Source organism: Leptolyngbya subtilissima AS-A7 (genome assembly GCF_039962255.1).
Classification (GTDB): Bacteria; Cyanobacteriota; Cyanobacteriia; order Phormidesmidales; family Phormidesmidaceae; genus Nodosilinea.
Window position 1 is genome coordinate 147077 of record NZ_JAMPKY010000011.1, and the last position, 17830, is coordinate 164906.

The following is a 17830-nucleotide window of genomic DNA, read 5'->3' on the forward strand; positions in this document are numbered from 1 at the left end:
GATATGGTGTAGCCTTCCATAACCTTTGGAGTAGGAGTCGGCGGCCATGGGATCTGTTCAATCTACAGCGCTGACAGCTTTAGGGCTGGTCGCATTTGCGGGAGTCGGCATTGTTGCCCAAGATGCCGAAGCGGTGGAGACACTAGATGATGCGATCGCCCTCGACACCGCTTCAGGGCTCAGCAACTCCACCGTGGTCGACCTGAACGATCTGACGACCAACCCCAGCAACTACGACTTTTTTACCTTTAGGCCAAATTTAGAAAAGCTGATTCTCTCCGGTGCTGCCGACACTGAGCACATCAGCATCTTGTGGTACACCATTCCCGACGGCAGTGTGGGGCTGCACTACCATTCCATGACTGAGTCGGTCTATGCGATCGCGGGTACCCAGACCGACGCCAAGGGGTTTTACCCCACCGGGTCGCTCTACTTCAACCCGCCGGGTAGCGGCCACGAAGTCTCAGACAGCACCGGCTTCTTTCTGCTGGCCTACGCTTCGCCGCCGGATTTTGCTAGTACCGACCTGATCGAAGCTTACACCCCCATTAATATCAACACTGCTGAATCCGACTTTGAGACAATTTATCCATTTGAAGAGGTGCAAGCGGGTGTCTCCACCTACGAAATTCCGCTCGAGCCAGAGGGCGGCATGAGTTCTCAATTCATCAAAAGCACTTCTTTGGAGAGCTATGAATACACCGGCAACTATCTGCTCGTGCTGAAGGGCAGTTGCAGTATCGATGGCACTACCTTCGCCAAAGATATGCTGGTGGTGGCTACAACCGTTGAGACCCAGTCTTACCAAGTCAGTGCCGCTGAGGGTAGCGATTGTTTGGCCCTAGGTCTGTCGTTCTAGGCTGGCTTGTGGTTGAGGGGGTAATTCACCCCCTCAACAATTCTCAATTACGGCTGCGCGATCGCCATCAGGCTTCTAATAGTTGCTCAGCAGGCTCTACCGCCAACGGCTTCACCTCGCTTTTCCAGCGGTTGGCGATGGGCATGCGCCAGCCCAGGCCAAAAGCGCGATCGGTCACCTTCAGCACGGGCGGGGTCTGCCGCCGCTTAAATTCAGCCCGCGACACCAGCCGCAAGACTTTGTCGATCACTGCTGCATCGTGGCCAGCGGCGACCATCTCGGCTACCGACTCATGGCGCTGCACCAGGCGATCGAGGATGTCATCTAGCACGTCGTAGGGCGGCAATGAATCTTGATCGACTTGACCGGGCTTGAGCTCGGCGCTGGGAGGTTTTTCGAGAATATTCTGCGGAATCAGAGCGTCAGTGAGGTGGCTAACCCGTGCCGACAGTTCACCTAGGGCCGCTGGGGCTGCAGACCCAGAGCCGTTGCCCACTTGCCGATTGAGCCACTGACAGAGGGCGTAGACTCGCGTTTTGGGCACATCGGCAATTACCGCTAGGCCGCCATTCATGTCGCCGTAGAGGGTGCAGTAGCCCACTGCCATTTCTGACTTGTTGCCGGTTGACAGCAGCAGGTGGCCAAATTTATTTGAAACCGCCATCAGCAGATTGCCACGAATGCGCGACTGGATATTTTCTTCGGCAAGGCCGGTGGCAGTGCCCGCGAAGAGGGGATCGAGCACTTGGTCGTAATCGGCCATCAGCGGGCCGATCGCTAGGGTTTGGTGGTCAATGCCCAGGGTTTGGGCCAGGGCCAGCGCGTCGGTTACCGAGTGGTCGGAGCTATACGGGGAGGGCATGAGAATGCCGAGCACGTTGGTCGGGCCAAGGGCTGCCGCTGCGATCGCCGCCACCAGCGCCGAGTCAATGCCGCCACTGAGGCCAATCACCGCCTTAGAAAAGCCGCATTTGTGGGTGTAGTCACGCACTCCCAGCACCAGGGCCGACCAGATTGCCTCGTTTTCGTCGGCGGGCAGGGGGGCAATATCTCCAGGACACAGGTCGTGCTGGATGGGGTCATATTCCACCACCGCCAGCCCAGCCTGGTAAGAGGGTAGACGGGCCACCAATTCACCCTGGCGGTTGAAGGCCGTGCTGGTGCCGTCGAAGATCAGGTCGTCGTTGGCCCCCACCTGGTTGGCGTAGAGAATGGGGCAGCGAAACCGGGTGGCGCTGTGGGCCAGCATCGAGGCCCGCAGCTGCGCCTTGTTGACCGAGTAGGGCGAGGCGGAAAGGTTGATCACCACATCGACGTGGTCGTCGGCTAGGTCGGCGATCGGGTTGCGCGGGTAGCTGCGCCCGCCCCAAAACTCTTCGTCGTTCCATAGGTCTTCGCAGATGGTGACGCCGACCCGCAGGCCCCAGTCACCCAGGGGAATAGTGAAGCTGCTCGGCCCCGACCCGGGGGCAAAATAGCGATGCTCATCGAAGACATCGTAGGTGGGCAATAGCTGCTTGTGAAAGACCTGCTGCACCTTGCCGCCCTGGAGCAGGGCGGTGCTGTTAAACAGGGGCTTTTCGCCGTGGTAGCGGGCCTTGGGGTTGGCGGAGGCATAGCCCACCAGCACGGCGAGGTGGGGGGGCAGCTCGGCAGCCAGAGCGTCGAGCTGGTCAGCCATAGCTTGAATAAAGCTGGGCTGAAGTAGCAGGTCGCGAGGCGGGTAGCCGCACAGCACCAGCTCGGTGGTGACGAGCACCTGGGCCTCCAGGCGATCGGCCTGGCGAGCGGCATCGAGCACCTGCTGAGCGTTGTGGGCCAGGTCGCCAATGGTGGGGTTGAGCTGGGCGATCGCAAATTTCATAGGAATTAATTAATAAAAAAGGATTTCGACCAAAACGCTGGCTGTAATCGTCTTTAGGCTGCCGGCAATTTCGGCTTCAGCTACCGGCAATTGGCGGGGAAATAATCAGGCTTCTGAGGAAATGGACTTTTTGGGGCGACTGCGCTGGGCGGACAGGGTGTTTCGCTCCCAAAAGACGCCATCGGCGTAGCCCTGGATTGTGGGGTCTGCATTGGCTATGGCCAAACGCTTTTCAGCCAAGCAGCAGTAGTCGGAGTTTTGCTCAATGCCTACATACTGCCGCCCTAGCTTTTTGGCGACCACAGCAGTTGTGCCGCTGCCGAGAAAAGGATCGAGCACCACAGCGCCAGGGTTAGAACTGGCCAACAGCAGTTTGGCCACCAGTTTTTCGGGTTTTTGGGTGGGGTGATCGGTGTTTTCAGCCATAGACCAAAAGGGCACGGTAATGTCGGTCCATAGGTTAGACGGATGGGTGAGACGGTAGTTTTTTAAACCTGTGTCGTCCCAGTCTTTGGGTTGCCCGGCCAGGTCTCTGTAGGGAGCGATTACCTGACGTTTGAGCTTTACGGCATCCACGTTAAAAGTGTAGGTTTCGGAGACGGTGCAGAACCAAATATCTTCGCTGGCGTTCTTCCAATTAGCTTGGGCACCGCGTCCTTTTTCGCGCTCCCAGGTGATTCTATTCCTGACGGTAAAGTATTTTTCTAGCACTGGATACATTGCGGTTGAGGTCGCCCAGTCGGCGCAAAAATAGGCGGAAGCGTTGGGTTTGAGAATAGCTTTGAGCTGGGAGATCCAGCTGTCGAGCCAGGCGGTGTAGGTGGGGCGATCGCACTGCCTAAACTTGCTGCCATTGAAATCTTTGGTGAGATTGTAGGGCGGGTCAACAATTAATAGATCCACAAAGCTGTGGGGCAGCAGAGGCAGCACCTCGAATATATCCTGGCAGATTACCCTATCCACAAGTTGCTCCGGGACTGCGCTCTCGGCCAAACGCACCAGCCGCTGGCCAAAGATCTGCCGATCTTGCTCGGTGAGCTGGAGGGTTCTATTTCTACTTGCCCTAGTCTTCGTCATCACTTCGGTTTCTGTTCAGATTTGCGGGGATAGCTGAGCGCGTCTAGGTCAAGTCTGAGGCGATCGATTGCCCCGACATCTGAGCTTATAGTTCGAGTGTTTAACGCTCGCATGCGCTGCTCAACGGAGTGCACCAAACGATTAAACTCAATTGCTTGAATGGTGCCAGGCTGGTTAGAGTCACCCACAAAGCGCTCGGTGGCCAAAACTGTGCAAATCTCCTCTTCCAAATTTACGTAGCCGACATACTGAGTCAAATTAGCCTGATAAATTTCCTCAGCTGACAGTACGGCTGGCAGGTTCAAAAATAAAACGTAGGTACTGCCAAAAAGAATTAGGGGAAACACTAGGCCGGGGTTACTTTTGATCTTTCCTTCCCAAATATCGCCACTAATAAAAATCAGCACAATACTGCCAAAGAGAAGCGCCAGAGAAGCGCCAACAGAACCCGCCTGGTGAGTCGCGTAGAAGGTTCTGGTAATGTCGTAATGCACATAGATTCGATCTTGGATAGCCTGGTCCTGTTCACTTAGCTGGGTAACCTCGCCCATAGAAATTTTTGGTACGCCTAAAATCCTTAGAAGTTTATCCAGCTCATTGAGCCTATTGTCTCGCTCTTTGATTTTTTGCTCAACAGTTACTAAATCTGCTGTCTTCTTTTCCTTTTCCTCTTTCTTTTTCTTTTCTTTTTCCTTTTCCTCTTCCTTTTGCAACTGAGAAGTTGCTTCTGAGGTATTGTTTTGCGATGGAGCAGCGGCGCCCAGGTTCTGAATCTCGTTTTGCAGAGTGTTGCGCTGGGTTTCTAGCACCAGCCTATCGGCACTGATCTCCTGCCTTTGGTTGATGGCGCCGAGGCGAGAGTTTCTCAGGCTCTCCTCGCCATTGGCCGCATCGCTTGAGTTGGAATTGAGCATGCTAGGAAGCATGCCTTGAAAGTGCCTTTGCACACAGCTAAGTTGTGCTTGACCTTGTGCTCGACCATTTTTAATTGCGCCAATCTCCTGTCCTCGATTGAGCCAGTTGCTGGCCTTTAAATAGGAAAACGAAAACGTGAGTGCTGCGATCGCTAGGGTGGCAAACCAAGCGCCGAGAAAAATTTTGCCCGAAAGGTTTTTAGACGCCTCGGAAACAATCGCCGCCAACATAGGTTTTTCGGCTGAATTAGCTGTGGTGGTGGTTTGGTCAGTGCTGACAGGCGAGGCTGGCTCTGTCCCTGGTGTGCCTAAATCGGCAGTTTGGGTATCAACGGGCAGGGGGGCTTGCGGTGGCTCGGTATTAGCGTTGACGGGCGAGGCTGGCTCTGTCCCTGGTGTGCCTGAATCGGTAGGTTGCGGATCAGTGGGTAAGGGGTCTTGCTGTGGCTCGGTCATGGCGGCTCCTAGAAGCATGAATTAAGCTGCTGCCTGCTCTGGGCTGGCCCGACTAGGGGGCGCTGCCGCCAGGGCAAACCTGAGTAGATTGGCTCGAGCCTGAGCTGGGGATCCGGTGCGACTAGATAAACACCTTTCCGTCGGAATCCCCGACTATGCCCGCGCCATGGCCTACTATGCCCGCGCGCTTAAATAAACACCATCGCCTTTTCCTTTAGGGGCTCAAATGCAGCGGCGTCAAACCGATACAGGCTGGCAGGACGTCCGGCACCACGGGAGGTTTTTTTGCCCGTATCCTGCAAAAAACCCAGCTTGAGCAGTCGAGCTCGAAAGTTGGAATAATCCGAAAATCCTTCCCCCAAAACGGTGACGTAGAGCTGGTAGAGATCGCCCAGGGTAAAGACCTCGGGCAGCACGTCGAAGGCGATCGGGCTATATTCCAGCTTGTTGCGCAGCCGCCGGTAGCCGTAGGTAAGAATTTCGTTATGGTCGAAGGCGAGCTGGGGCACCTGGGCCAGTGGATACCAGGCGATGCCGCTGACCCCATCGGCAATCAGTTCGGCATCCTCAAAGCGCACCAGGGCAAAATGGCTGACCGACAAGTAGCGCACATTAAAGGCTTGGGGCGACTCGCGGGGGTCGCGATCGGGGCCGCCGAAGGTATAGAGCTGCTCTAGATAGAGGGTATTGACGCGGATTTTTTCGGCTAACACCCGGTAGGCGGCGGCTTCTAAGGATTCGCCCTGGCGCACCAGGGTGCCAGGCAGGCTCCAGTAGCCCGCGAAGGGCTCGTCGTGGCGCATCACCACCAGCACCATCAGCCGATTTTGCTGGGTATCCACAGAAAAAATCACGTTGTCGACTCCCACTTTGAAGTCGGCCAGGGGCACCGAGCTTAGGGGGTGGTCAGAGGTGCGGTGGAGTTTTGCGGACATGGGTAGAGGTGGTGTTGGGCTATGTAGGACTGCACCGCCGGGGGAATTTCGGGGGCGGTGGCGGCGGGGATGCCGTCGCACTGGCGATAGCGGGACGACGACACATCGATCGCAGGCATCTCGGCCACGGTAACGGTCGTATGTTGGCGCAGATTAGCCAAGTTGGCCTCCGTGAGGTCGTAGCCGGGGCGCGGAATCACCAAAATGTTCGCTGCCGCAAAGATTTCCTGAGCTCGATGCCAAGTGGGTAGCTGCTCCACCAGATCGGCCCCCACCACCAGCGAGAACTCGGCTTGGGGCCAGACCTGCCGCGATCGCTCCAGGGTGATCACCGTGCGCATGTGGCTAAGTTCGGGGTGTACCTGCACCCGCTGGGGCGGCACCGCCAGATCGTCGATCAGCAGCTCCAGCATGCGGAAGCGATCGCCCAGGGGGGTCTGGTGCTCTTTAAATGGATTGTTGGCCGTCCACACCGCCACGTGGTCAAACTGGGTGGCCAACCACGCGAGGATAGATGCGTGGCCCTTGTGGGGTGGGTCGGCACTGGTGCCAAATAGGGCGATGCGAAGCGCCAGAGAATTGGTTGCGGTCATGGGAGCCATCCTCAGGGCTGAGAGGGGGAATGCTGGCGGGTGCGGGCCGCCAGATCCACCAGGGCATCGGACAATGCTACGCCATAGTCAGCCGGTTGCTCTAGCTGGCGCACGGCGGCGGGCAAGCTGGCCACCGAGGCGGCGGTGCGGGCAGCGATCGCATCCAGCGATTCTAGCTCCTGCACGAGCAGCCCCTGCTTCACCACTAGCTCAAGCAGCGGCTTTTCGTCGGGAGCGGCGGTTTCTTCGAGCAGACCGAGGCGATCGCCCACCGCCTGCCCACCCTCATAGCGTCGAAAGATTTGCTTGCGTCCGGGGAGGGTAGTTTTGCCGCTGGCCTCTTTCATCACGGGTGTACCGTCGATATCGACTAGTTTATACACCCCATTCACCGGGTCGCCCGTCACCAGCTTAGTGCCCAGGCCGTAGCCGTCGAGCACCGCTCCAGCCTGCTTGAGGCGAACGATTTCATACTCATCCAGGTCGCCGCTGGCCAAGATTTTGGCGTTGGGCAGATGCGATCGCACCGCCTTTGACAGTTCTACTAAGTCGCCAGAGTCGAGCCGTACGCTGGCGACCTGGGTTTCCCCCCGCTGCACCTGGGCTGCCAGCCGCTTAGCTGCCGCTACCGTGTCGTAGGTGTCAATCAGCAGCGCCGCCCCCGGAAAGTAGCGCTGAAAGGCCGCAAAGGCCTCGTCCTCGTTACCTTCTAACGCCGTAAAGACCATTACAAGGGCGTGGGCCATGGTGCCCGCTGGCTGGCGTCCCAGCGCCACCGCCGCTAGCACGTTCGAGGTTTCGTCAAAGCCCGCTGCTAGGGCTGCCCGCGCTGCCCACAGTGCCCCCTGGGGACTAAAAGCCCGACGGGTGCCAAACTCCAGCAGCCTGGCGTCAGGCCCGGCCACATCCCTCAAACGAGCGGCGCGGGTGGCTACTAGGGTTTGATAGTTAAGCGTGTTGAGCAGGTAGGTTTCGGCAATTTGAGCCTGCCACAGGGGTGCTTCTACCCGCAGCAGCGGCTCGTTGGCGAAGACCGCCGTACCCTCGGGTACAGCCCACACATCCCCAGTAAAGCCCCCTTCGGCTAATCGCTGCCAAAATTCGTCAGGAGCATGGTCGAACAGCCCCGTTTGCCGCAAGGCCTCTAAATGGTGTTCTGAAAACCGCAGATTGTTCAAGTAGTCGATCGCCTGGGTCAGCCCCATGGCAATCAAATAGCTGTAGCCAGGGGGTAGCCGCCGGGTAGATAGCTCAAAACTGGCCCGGCGATCGGCCAAGCCCTCACCCGCATAGCAGCTCACCATGGTGAACTGGTACAGATCCGTCAGCAAACCGTAGTTGTCAGGGGTAGCCAGAAGAGTGGGATAGGGCATTGAGGCAACGGTAATTTTGGTTATTTACACCATAACTAATTCTTTCGAAACTCGCAATAATGTAGAGAGGTAAGGGTGATCACCCTCCGATTTACCCGTGTTTTTGGTGAATTTCACCGATAAAATTCTTTGAAAGGGGACACAATAGCTATGTATTACCCCCTCTGTCTTTAGACGGCTAACGCTTCAATATCTGTCACAGGGATGACGTTTAGCCGAGGCTCTGCCTTCTATCGTCCATCATTACTGGTTTAGAGCAGCCCTGGTTCAGAACACCTGTTAGAACTGGGGCCGCTCCAAAGCCTACGGCCTCTGGTTTGGAGCACCGTCCTTCAAATGTTGGCCCTGGAGTACCGCTATGCACATTGGGCTGTCACAGCCTGCACCCAACCATCACTAACAAGTAAGTACACACCCCATCTGGGACATCACCGGGAGGATAGCGATGAATCTGACCCACACTCTGGAACTTTTTGAAACTCCTAAAACCGCGCGGGTAGAGCGCCCCATTACCGCCCAATCACAGGGACGGGTCTACTACGAAGGTACCTACTGGCCCGCCAGAGTCTATGAAGGCGTCATTGACGCCGGTATTGCCCTAGCTCCCTCAAGCTGGGTGACGGTGGTGGGCCGCTATGGGCTCACCCTGCTGATCGTGCCACCGCTGGGGCCAACCTACGCCTAAGAACGGGGAATTGCTGGGGTAGAACGTCTTTGGCTAGATTGGGGCGATCGCTCCAGCAACCCGGCGTTTTCTGTGAAAATCTCCAGGGAATAGGTAAAAACCACTATGATTAAGGTAGTTTTGCCTATTCCTTCTGCCACCACCGTCGACCTATGGATAGCCTGGCCCAAAGCCTTCTTTGGCTCCTCTGGGAAACGCACCCAGATGTTGATCCTGTCCAAGCGGGTTCTGTCTCTACCTTGCCGTTAGCGCTTAGGCAGGGCAAAGGAGCACAGGTAGCGTCAGTGAGCAGCATGCCCTTGAGGAGCTGGTCACTGGCTGCGGTGGGGGCGGTCGCTTTAGGTAGCGGCCTAGGAACACCGGCCTTGGCCAATGGGCACCTCTGGGGCAGCACCGTCTACGTCAACACTCCCGAGGGGTACGCCCTCAACGCGCGCTGGGGACCAGGCACTAACACTGGCGTCTATCGTCGTGTGCGCCGAGGCAGTGCCCTGCAACTGTCTGGAGTGCGCCGCAATGGTTGGGTGCAGCTAGTCGATGCCACCTGGGTCGCAGGCAACTTGGTCAGCCGGTCTCCTGTTCCTGGATCTGGTGCCACTCCCCCCGGCAACGCAGAGAACCTGGCCACGGTAGTCACTCCGCAGAACTTTGCCCTCAACATTCGCTCTGGCCCTGGTCGCAACTTTCCGGTGGTGGGGCAGTTTGTTAACGGCAGTCGTATTGCGTTAACGGGTCGATTTAGCGTTGGCTGGGCGCAGCTCACCAACGGCAACTGGGTAGATAGTGGCCACATTCAATACAGTGGCCCTATTCAGGGCGGCAACCAGCCTAACCCCACCAACCCTAACCCCGGTCCAACCCCCAATGCCGACGTGTTGGAATTACAGCGGCTGCTGCGCCAGGCCGGCTTCTTACCGTCCAATTTTATTGCCTCTGGCATCTACGACCAGACGACTCAAAATGCTGTGCGTGAGTTTCAACGGGTGAATGGACTACCGGTCACCGGCGTCGTAGATGCGGCAACCTGGCAGGCCCTTTACCGGGCTACTGAGCTACCAACGCCGCTGCCTTCCCCTAAACCCGACCCTAGCCCCGACCCCACGAACCCACCGCCTAGTGGCACTAGTCAGCGGCGGGTGGTCACCGATGGCGACTCAACCTCCGTGTATGACGGCCCAGGCACTGAGTTTGGCCTCGTCAGAACCGTACCCAATGGCTCGATTGTGACTATCACCGGGCGCACCTCTGGCAATTGGTCAGAACTGCTCGATGGCGGCTGGATCTTCTCCGCCTGGCTAGATCCGATTTAGGATAACGGGCTATTGCTTAGCAGTACGTCAAGATGAAAGTCATCTAACCAATGGAATAGATCAAGCTATAGGAGTTTTTCTATGGTTTCTAAAAGTTTATTCCTAGCGGCTATGAAGAGCGTCAACCCCAACTGCTGCAAGGGTTTGAGTAGATCTAAAACTCTTTGCAGAAATTTCTGGCTGGGCGCAACATCTTGTGACTTAGTGACATTATGTGTATAACAATACTTAAGCAAAACTATTGAGTAGTCCACGAACCGTGCCGGATGCCTCAGTAGAAGCCCTGAAAGGTTAGTCAATGCGTCGGTTTACCGGTCTTGGCGAATCCTTACACCGGTCACTGGCGTTTCGAGGAGCTTAACCTTGTTTAACGACACTAAGTCATCTTCTACTCTTCGGACCTCTGTCCAAGACGCTGCCTTTTGGGTGCTGCAAATTGTTGATATTCGTCTGGCCTTGGTGATAGGTCTAGCGGCTTTTATGCTAGCTGTTGGGTTTGACTCCTCGGGCAACAAGGCTGAGGCCGCTGACCTAATGACAGGCCCATCGTTAGTGCCCGTCTCCGTAAGCGTGGCTGCTGCACCCAGCTATGGCTTTGAAGAGCAGCCCATAGTTAGAAACGCTCAGCTCGCTACTGCCCGTCGTCTGCGTCACGGCAGTTTGACCAGCGCAATCATCACCAGCAATCGCCTAACGGATTCCCACTTCTTCATTGACCTGCCCTCAGAGCATGAGTAGATAACCTGTTGCCGTAATACACAGGGACTCATGACAACCAAATATACTGACTGCGCTGAGGGCTAAAATGTTATGTTGGCCCCCAGCGTTGCTTAGTTTAAGCATCTTCTGGCACGGCCTTTGCTACCTGGTTCGTTTGTTTGCTTTGATTCTCTTCACGTCGGCACATTCCTATGACCTCCTCCATTCGTTTTCTCATGTGCGCCCCTCACCACTACGAGGTGGATTACGTCATCAACCCCTGGATGGAGGGCAACATTCACCGCTCGTCGCTTGAAGCCGCCCAAGAGCAGTGGCAAAGCCTCTACCAAGTTATTAGCGATCGCGCTGATGTCAATTTGGTCAAACCTCAGCAGGGCTGGCCAGATATGGTGTTTACCGCCAACGCAGGGCTGATCTTGGGCAACCAGGTAGTGCTGAGCCGCTTTCTGCACCCCGAGCGTCAGGGTGAGGAGCCCTTCTTTAAAGAATGGTTTGAGGCTCAGGGTCACCAGGTGTTTACCCTGCCCCCGGAACTGCCCTTTGAAGGTGCAGGCGATGCCCTGCTCGATCGCGAGGGGCGCTGGCTGTGGGCGGGCTATGGCTTTCGCACCGAGCTAGACTCCCACGGGCTGGTGGCCGAGTGGCTCAACATCGAAGTGCTGTCGCTACACCTGATGGACGAGCGCTTCTACCATTTAGACACTTGCTTTTGTCCGTTGACTGGTGGCTATTTGCTCTACTACCCCGCCGCCTTTGACGCATACTCTAACCGGCTGATCGAGCTACGGGTGCCCCCCGAAAAGCGCATCGCCATCGACGAACCCGACGCCATCAACTTCGCTTGTAACTCGGTGAACATCGATCGCACCGTGATCATGAACAAGGCCAGCGATGAGCTGAAGGCGCAACTGGCCGACGCGGGCTTTGAGGTGGTAGAAACGCCCCTAACCGAGTTTCTCAAGGCCGGTGGTGCCGCTAAGTGCCTTACCCTACGAGTCACCGAGCCCCTGCACCCCGAGCCCGCTGGCGAGAAGGGCATCATCGCTCGCACCGTCACCATAACTGGCCACTTGCTCGATTCCGGTCTGGTTAGCCGGGCGCTGGATTTAGTGATGGAGGGCGGCGGCAGCTTCCAAGTGCTGAATTTTGATCTGGGCGAGCAGCGCCAGAGCACCTCATCCGCAGAAATTCGCGTCTCGGCCCCCGATCGCGAGGTGATGGACGAGATCATGGCCCAGCTGATCGATCTGGGTGCGGTGGCTCTGCCTGAAGAACAGCAGGATGCCCATCTGGTGACCATTACCCAAGCCGGGGTTGCCCCTGACGACTTCTACAGTTCCACCATTTACCCCACTGAGGTGCGGGTGCGGGGGCAGTGGGTGCGGGTGCAGGGTCAGCGCATGGATGGCGTGATCGTGGTGTCGGAGACTGAACCGGTGGCCAGCTGCAAGCTGCTGCGCGACCTGGCGGTGGGCGATCAGGTAATTGTCGGCTACGACGGCATTCGCAGCGTGCGCAGCACCAAGGACCGCAGCCGCGCCGCTGCTATCACCGAAGAATTTAGCTTTATGGGCTCGGGGGTCTCTAGCGAGCGCCGCGTGGAGCTGATTGTTGAACAGGTAGCTTGGGATCTGCGTCGCCTGCGCGACCAGGGCGGCAAGGTGGCTGTAGTGGCTGGCCCGGTGGTGATTCACACTGGCGGCGGCGACCATCTGGGGCGGTTAATTCGCGAGGGCTATGTGCAGGCGCTGCTGGGGGGCAATGCGATCGCCGTCCACGATATTGAGCAGGCCATGCTCGGCACCTCTCTGGGTGTTGATATGAAGCAGGGCACTTCAGTACGCGGCGGCCACCGTCACCACCTGCGAGCGATCAACAGCATTCGCCGCTGCGGCAGCATTGCCAACGCCGTCGAGCAGGGCGTGCTGACTCGCGGCGTGCTCTACGAGTGCGTCAAGCACGATGTGCCCTTCTCTCTAGCCGGTTCCATTCGCGACGACGGCCCTCTGCCTGACACTAAGATGAACCTGCTTGAAGCTCAGGCTGAGTACGCTCGTCTGATCGAAGGCTGTGACCTGATTCTGATGCTCTCGACGATGCTGCATGCGATCGGCGTCGGCAACATGACCCCTTCGGGCGTGAAAATGGTCTGCGTTGATATCAACCCCGCCGTGGTGACGAAATTAGCCGATCGCGGCTCACTGGAATCCACAGGAGTGGTGACCGATGTGGGCCTGTTCCTCAGTCTGCTGGTGAAGCAACTTGATAAGCTCACCCAGCGCCATGTGATGGCTTAGCCGTAGAGGGCTACATAATCAGCGTCCTGAGTCTATTTCGACATTAGGACGCTGATTTTTTCTAAATTAAATGGTTTAGTCATCAATCCATCTTGGATTACCTAACGCTCCGTAGTTAGCCTCACAGGTTGTTTTGTAAATCTCTAGAGTCATTTGGAGAATTAATCGCTCTGAATCACTGATTGAAGCATCTTCTTTTACCAATCTATCGCTCAACTCTGTCCTCAGCTCCCCCGCGTACATTGCTGTTAAAGCAATAGCATCGTTCTCTTGCCGGTGAGTAAGATACTTTCCAGCCTTTGTGAAAAGTTGTTCGTTAGTAACAAAATCAAGCGTTCTATATAAAGATTCGGCTTGTAAAAAAAGGCTTCGTACAGCTTGATAAGCAACACCTTTCTGACCCTCTAAGCTAATTTTCTCTTTTACGGCTTCATGAAATTGGCTGGTGTTCGGCCTCATTGTTTTGGGATTGAAGTATTTCATCTTTGCTTCTCCTGGAGCAAAAAATTGTGTTGACGATTCCGAACTAATTAGCTACTGTAGCGAAGAAAAATCTAATGCTTAAGAAATCTTCGAGTTGACTTTTTAAGGACTCGAAAATACGTTCCAAACAGCACCAGTGACAGCGCCAGATAACTCAACGCATAGGTAACACTGAGCGAAATCAAGATCAAAAAAGGTATGAAAGTTGTCGCTAGAGCAAAAACCGAAAGAAAGGCGGCGAAAGTAGATCTATAACTCTGTAGAAGTTTTGCTTCTTTTTCAAGGTTAAGACCAAAAACCCCTGACCCTTCGATCACACTTAGTTCTTTTCTGATTTCTTCTTCGTAGCTCTGAAGATTGTCTGCAAAAAAGATAATAAAAGATTGCTTGATCAGATTCCAGAACCCTATGATTGCAATGATCAGCAGCAGGCTAAGAAAGCCCAAAAATAGCAACCCGCTAGCATCAATCTCAGGTTTTGCTAGCGAGACAAAATCGACGATGGGTTTCCAAAGAGCGATGGTGGCTCCAATCACTCCCATCAGCTTGAGATCTTCAAAGGCGCTTTGGATATAGTTTTCTGCCTGCTGGCTTAACCTCACATACTCTTTGTAGAGATAGTCCAATCGTTGTTCAGGTTCCATGGGCGTGCTTAGAGCAATAGTTAGTCGACTATGTTCAATATTGCCCACCAACCGGTCTATCAATCTGCAAACCAAAGATTAGTCGCCAACAAACCTACCGCTTTTAGAGAGGCACGAGTCGATGAACAACTTTGAAAAGCTTAACCACTCACTAGGGCTTCGACAAACTCATAGCTAGAGAAAGGTCGCAGGTCTTCGATGCCTTCCCCCGCACCGATAAAGCGGATGGGTAGCCCCAACTGCTCGACTACCGCCAGGGCGACGCCGCCTTTCGCGGTGCCGTCGAGCTTGGTGAGCACTACACCACTAAGGTTGGCGGCTTCGGCAAAGACTTCTGCTTGGCGCAGACCGTTTTGGCCCAGGGTAGCATCAAGCACCAGCAGGGCTTCGACATGGGCATCAGGAGCTTTTTTATCGACGATGCGGCGAATTTTTGCCAGTTCGTCCATCAGGTTCTTTTTGTTTTGCAGGCGTCCGGCGGTGTCGACCAGCAGCAGCTCAATGTTGCGAGACTGGGAGGCGGCGATCGCGTCATACACCACCGCTGCCGGGTCAGTGTTCTGCCCTGGGTTGGCGATTACCTCCACATCGCTGCGGGCACCCCAGGTTTTGACCTGCTCGACAGCGGCGGCACGGAAGGTATCGGCGGCGGCAATCAGCGTGTTGTAGCCCGACTTTTTGGCGATGTGGGCTAGCTTGCCGATAGTGGTGGTTTTGCCTGCGCCGTTGACCCCGGTCATCAACCAGATGTTGAAGCTGCCCTTCTCGGGGGTAAACGCCAGGTTGTGGGAGTTGGCCAAGGGCGCATTGAGCATATCCCGCAGAATCGATTTGAGGTAGGCGATCGCCTGATCGGGCGGCAGCACCTCCTGGCGCATGCGAGCTTGCAGCGCCTCAATCACTTTGTCGGTGGCGGCAACCCCTACATCGGCCTGCAGTAGCAGGGCCTCAATTTCCGTCACTGCGTCGTCGTTGAGCGGCCCCTGGCCGACGATCGCCTTAAGCTGGTTGACTAAGCCGAGGCGAGTTTTGTTGAGCCCCTGGCGCAGCTTGTTGAGCCAGGTAATCTCTTCGGCAGAGATGTCGTCGGGCCGTCGTCCTTGAGCAGCGAGGACTTCCGCCGACCAGAGAAAGGCTTCGTCTAAATCAATATCGGGTAGAACGGGAGCGGGGGGCGCAGCAACAGCGGCCATGGGTGCAGGCTCGGGCTCGGGTTCTGCGATCGCCGTTGCCTCCAGCTGAGCTAAACGCTGCAGGCGCTCTTCCTCCGCTTGTGCCCAAAAGGGGCGAGGCGCAACGGGTTCCGGCTCGGCTGCTGGCTCTACCGCTGCTGGTTCCACGGTGGGGACTTCAGCTTCAGCAGCGGGTTCGACGACAGAGGCTTCTACGGTAGATTCGACGGTTTCTAAGGATTCTGAAATGGCTGAATCTGGCTCAGCTGCCGATGTTTCCGCTGGTTCTGCAATCTCAGTCTCAACGGCTGACTCACCAGCCACAGACTCTTCAACGGCTTCAGCCTCAGTCTCTGTCACTGCAGCGACAGTCTCCTCCACCGCTTCAACAGGCGCTGCCTCGGCAGCTGAATCGTCAGTCTTAGTCTCAGCCTGCTGTTTTTGAATGTTTTGGTAGGCGGCCTTGGCCCACTTCAGATAGTCTTCTGATGAGAGTTGCGGGGTAGCCGGGGTGGGTGCCTGAGAGGGTTCTGGGGCTTTAGCTTCAGCCTGTTTAGCATCAGCATCGGCGCTGTTAGACTTATCAAAACTGCGCTGAAACCAATTGAACCCAGCCATATCAGAGCTACCTTGGACGTTGTTATTGTTGTTAATAGTATCGTTCTCAGGGCAAAGCACGGGTACGTTCATCCACACCCGAGCAGAGCTTGAGACCCCTTAGCAGAATGGATGGAACCAAGCTCCGCCCAGCTCAACCCGCCGCTAGCCTCCTAACCCATCCACTCCCTACACCACGGGACTATCGGTCTCTACTTCCACCTCACCCTCATCCCCTCGGCTCACCACTCGGCGCAGCACGCCATTGATAAAGCGGTAGCCGTCGTCGTCGCTGTAGCGCTTGGCTAGCTCCACCGCTTCGTTGATGGCGACTCGGTCTGGGGTGCCCAGGTAGTTCATTTCGACTACGGCCAGACGCAAAATGTCGCGATCGATGCGGGGCAGACGCTTGAGGTTCCAAGCTACCATCGCTTCATCGAGAACGCTGTCGACCTGGCTCTGGTACTTAGCGGTGTTAGTGAGCAGTTCTAGGGCAAAGGCTTCGATCTCAGACTGGTTGCTGAGGCGAATGAACTCGGGCAGCTCTACCGCGTGGGCCAGCCGATTGATGGCGGTTTGGGTGAGGGCGATCGCCTCTTCAACCATGGCCCGGCCCTTCTCCACATCGCTAGCGCGGGTGCCGCTGTCGACCAGGTGCTGGTTGCCCCGCTTCAGCTCATCAGCGGCGGTTTCGAGGGCGTCTTTGGCCTCGGCAGTCAGGGTTTGAATGGCCGCCAGCAGCAGTTTTTCAAAGTCTGGGGGCGCTAGTCTGCCGGGCTTGTCAGAAAGCTGGCTGAGGCCCAGTAGGGCCAACTCGCGGGCCATACGGCGAGCTTGCATAGTCATGTCTCCCAGGAGCGGCGGTGCAGGATCTTCCCAAGGCAAAACTGACCCGGCGAAGTTTTACGCACACCGACGGTCAACCTCACCCCAGGGCTAGAACCAGGCTATATCTTAGCAATCTTCGTCTACCGGCAAGACGGAAAGTTGCTGGGGATATTCGGCCAAGTCGGGGGCAAGTTGAGAAACGCCTAGATCTAGAGCAATGGGGCCGTTAGCTTGACCTTCATTGGCTATAGATACTATGCGATCGGGTGGAACCGCCGCCGCCAGGTTGGGCCCGACAATACCACCCGAGAGAATTAGCTTGAAAGCGTCTTCAATGGATATCGACAGGTTGACGACGTCGCTTTCGGGCACGATCGCATACCAGCCACTGGTCGGGTTAGGGGTCGTGGGCACAAAAATACTCAGCATCTTGGGGGTTGCTGAAGCTGTAGCCGTCATGGCTCCGGTGACAAAGGCAACTGCCCAAATACCCCGACGGGGATACTCCACTAATACTGCGCGCCGAAACCGCGTACTAGAGTCTTGAAAAACAGTTTGCAGCAGCTGTTGCAGCGTTTTGTACACCGACCCCGCTAGGGGAATTGACTGCACCACTTTTTCGCCCACATCTAGCAGCCAGCGACCGGCGATGTTGCGGGCCATCAGGCCAATAATCAAAATAGCCAGCAGGGGCACCGATAGGCCAATCAGCAGGTTGATCAGGTCGACCAGAAAAGGGTTGAGACCATCAAAGGGGGTCAGCTGCTTGGGAAATCGGGTGAGCAACCGCACCACCCAGGCCGAAATGGTGATCGCTAACCAGATGGTAGTTGCCAGGGGAATAACCACCACCAGTCCGGCAATTAGATCGTTCTTGAGGTCTTGCTTGATCTTTTGCAGCACAGGGAGCTCAGGGTGATCAGGGCTGGAGAGAGGAGGCTTGTTCAGAGTAGGCGAACCGTTTAAGTCCATAATCCCAAAATACTAGCTAGGGATGGCTGAAGCTGAGCAGGCGAAACAATA

Annotated in this window: 16 protein-coding genes; 5 read left to right on the plus strand and 11 right to left on the minus strand. The window is 56.1% G+C overall.

Features of this window, described 5'->3' with window-relative positions; all coding sequences use genetic code 11:
• Positions 1 to 46 precede the first annotated feature (46 nt).
• Entirely contained in the window at positions 47 to 859 is an 813-nt protein-coding gene (locus NC979_RS21880) for a cupin domain-containing protein (RefSeq protein ID WP_190515999.1), read from the plus strand.
• 67 nt (positions 860 to 926) lie between these two features.
• Here the strand turns inward: NC979_RS21880 and NC979_RS21885 are convergent, their stop codons facing one another.
• The 6 genes from NC979_RS21885 to NC979_RS21910 form a co-directional block, all read right to left on the minus strand.
• Positions 927 to 2723 carry an NAD+ synthase gene (locus NC979_RS21885; protein WP_190516001.1) on the minus strand — a complete coding sequence of 599 codons (1797 nt, stop codon included), beginning with the start codon at positions 2721 to 2723 and terminating at the stop codon, positions 927 to 929.
• A 105-nt stretch (positions 2724 to 2828) separates the two neighbouring features.
• Positions 2829 to 3800 carry a DNA-methyltransferase gene (locus NC979_RS21890; protein ID WP_190516005.1) on the minus strand — a complete coding sequence of 324 codons (972 nt, stop codon included), beginning with the start codon at positions 3798 to 3800 and terminating at the stop codon, positions 2829 to 2831.
• Positions 3800 to 4945, minus strand: a complete 1146-nt coding sequence (locus NC979_RS21895) for a hypothetical protein (protein WP_190516008.1) — start codon at positions 4943 to 4945, stop codon at positions 3800 to 3802. Before NC979_RS21895 ends, NC979_RS21890 begins: the two co-directional genes overlap by 1 nt.
• A gap of 413 nt (positions 4946 to 5358) precedes the next feature.
• Complete coding sequence (locus NC979_RS21900) at positions 5359 to 6105, minus strand: NUDIX hydrolase (protein ID WP_190516010.1); 747 nt, start codon at positions 6103 to 6105, stop codon at positions 5359 to 5361.
• Positions 6066 to 6698, minus strand: a complete 633-nt coding sequence (locus NC979_RS21905; protein WP_190516013.1) for a nicotinate-nucleotide adenylyltransferase — start codon at positions 6696 to 6698, stop codon at positions 6066 to 6068. The genes NC979_RS21900 and NC979_RS21905 overlap by 40 nt, the downstream gene beginning before the upstream one ends.
• Positions 6699 to 6709: 11 nt before the next feature.
• Entirely contained in the window at positions 6710 to 8071 is a 1362-nt protein-coding gene (locus tag NC979_RS21910; RefSeq protein ID WP_190516016.1) for a nicotinate phosphoribosyltransferase, read from the minus strand.
• A gap of 445 nt (positions 8072 to 8516) precedes the next feature.
• Here NC979_RS21910 and NC979_RS21915 point away from each other — a divergent pair, with 445 nt between their 5' ends.
• From NC979_RS21915 to argZ, 4 genes are all read left to right on the plus strand, one after another.
• Positions 8517 to 8756, plus strand: a complete 240-nt coding sequence (locus NC979_RS21915; RefSeq protein WP_190516019.1) for an NfeD family protein — start codon at positions 8517 to 8519, stop codon at positions 8754 to 8756.
• 293 nt (positions 8757 to 9049) lie between these two features.
• Positions 9050 to 10066, plus strand: a complete 1017-nt coding sequence (locus NC979_RS21920; RefSeq protein WP_190516021.1) for a peptidoglycan-binding protein — start codon at positions 9050 to 9052, stop codon at positions 10064 to 10066.
• 363 nt (positions 10067 to 10429) lie between these two features.
• On the plus strand, positions 10430 to 10804 hold the full coding sequence (locus NC979_RS21925) for a hypothetical protein (RefSeq protein ID WP_190516023.1): 375 nt from the start codon (positions 10430 to 10432) through the stop codon (positions 10802 to 10804).
• A 173-nt stretch (positions 10805 to 10977) separates the two neighbouring features.
• Positions 10978 to 13083: a bifunctional arginine dihydrolase/ornithine cyclodeaminase gene (gene argZ / locus NC979_RS21930; protein ID WP_190516026.1), complete on the plus strand. Its 2106-nt coding sequence runs from the start codon at positions 10978 to 10980 to the stop codon at positions 13081 to 13083.
• Between the two features lie 75 nt (positions 13084 to 13158).
• Here the strand turns inward: argZ and NC979_RS21935 are convergent, their stop codons facing one another.
• The 5 genes from NC979_RS21935 to NC979_RS21955 form a co-directional block, all read right to left on the minus strand.
• A complete protein-coding gene (locus NC979_RS21935) occupies positions 13159 to 13566 on the minus strand; it encodes a hypothetical protein (protein WP_190516028.1) in 408 nt (135 codons plus the stop codon).
• A 71-nt stretch (positions 13567 to 13637) separates the two neighbouring features.
• Positions 13638 to 14210 carry a hypothetical protein gene (locus NC979_RS21940; protein WP_190516030.1) on the minus strand — a complete coding sequence of 191 codons (573 nt, stop codon included), beginning with the start codon at positions 14208 to 14210 and terminating at the stop codon, positions 13638 to 13640.
• A gap of 140 nt (positions 14211 to 14350) precedes the next feature.
• The gene (gene ftsY, locus NC979_RS21945; RefSeq protein WP_190516033.1) at positions 14351 to 16000 is read right to left on the minus strand and encodes a signal recognition particle-docking protein FtsY; all 1650 of its coding nucleotides are present in this window, start codon (positions 15998 to 16000) and stop codon (positions 14351 to 14353) included.
• Between the two features lie 168 nt (positions 16001 to 16168).
• Positions 16169 to 16819: a transcription antitermination factor NusB gene (gene nusB, locus NC979_RS21950; RefSeq protein ID WP_190516035.1), complete on the minus strand. Its 651-nt coding sequence runs from the start codon at positions 16817 to 16819 to the stop codon at positions 16169 to 16171.
• A gap of 114 nt (positions 16820 to 16933) precedes the next feature.
• Positions 16934 to 17710 (minus strand): DUF502 domain-containing protein, encoded by a 777-nt coding sequence (locus NC979_RS21955; protein ID WP_190516038.1) that lies wholly within the window; start codon positions 17708 to 17710, stop codon positions 16934 to 16936.
• Positions 17711 to 17830: the final 120 nt, after the last annotated feature.

What these genes read in the sequence shown, in the direction of transcription:
- NC979_RS21880 (WP_190515999.1), top strand. Translation starts at nt 47, where the DNA reads ATGGGATCTGTTCAATCTACAGCGCTGACAGCTTTAGGGCTGGTCGCA.
- NC979_RS21885 (WP_190516001.1), bottom strand. Translation starts at nt 2,723, where the DNA reads ATGAAATTTGCGATCGCCCAGCTCAACCCCACCATTGGCGACCTGGCC.
- NC979_RS21890 (WP_190516005.1), bottom strand. Translation starts at nt 3,800, where the DNA reads ATGACGAAGACTAGGGCAAGTAGAAATAGAACCCTCCAGCTCACCGAG.
- NC979_RS21895 (WP_190516008.1), bottom strand. Translation starts at nt 4,945, where the DNA reads ATGTTGGCGGCGATTGTTTCCGAGGCGTCTAAAAACCTTTCGGGCAAA.
- NC979_RS21900 (WP_190516010.1), bottom strand. Translation starts at nt 6,105, where the DNA reads ATGTCCGCAAAACTCCACCGCACCTCTGACCACCCCCTAAGCTCGGTG.
- NC979_RS21905 (WP_190516013.1), bottom strand. Translation starts at nt 6,698, where the DNA reads ATGACCGCAACCAATTCTCTGGCGCTTCGCATCGCCCTATTTGGCACC.
- NC979_RS21910 (WP_190516016.1), bottom strand. Translation starts at nt 8,071, where the DNA reads ATGCCCTATCCCACTCTTCTGGCTACCCCTGACAACTACGGTTTGCTG.
- NC979_RS21915 (WP_190516019.1), top strand. Translation starts at nt 8,517, where the DNA reads ATGAATCTGACCCACACTCTGGAACTTTTTGAAACTCCTAAAACCGCG.
- NC979_RS21920 (WP_190516021.1), top strand. Translation starts at nt 9,050, where the DNA reads ATGCCCTTGAGGAGCTGGTCACTGGCTGCGGTGGGGGCGGTCGCTTTA.
- argZ (WP_190516026.1), top strand. Translation starts at nt 10,978, where the DNA reads ATGACCTCCTCCATTCGTTTTCTCATGTGCGCCCCTCACCACTACGAG.
- NC979_RS21935 (WP_190516028.1), bottom strand. Translation starts at nt 13,566, where the DNA reads ATGAAATACTTCAATCCCAAAACAATGAGGCCGAACACCAGCCAATTT.
- NC979_RS21940 (WP_190516030.1), bottom strand. Translation starts at nt 14,210, where the DNA reads ATGGAACCTGAACAACGATTGGACTATCTCTACAAAGAGTATGTGAGG.
- ftsY (WP_190516033.1), bottom strand. Translation starts at nt 16,000, where the DNA reads ATGGCTGGGTTCAATTGGTTTCAGCGCAGTTTTGATAAGTCTAACAGC.
- nusB (WP_190516035.1), bottom strand. Translation starts at nt 16,819, where the DNA reads ATGCAAGCTCGCCGTATGGCCCGCGAGTTGGCCCTACTGGGCCTCAGC.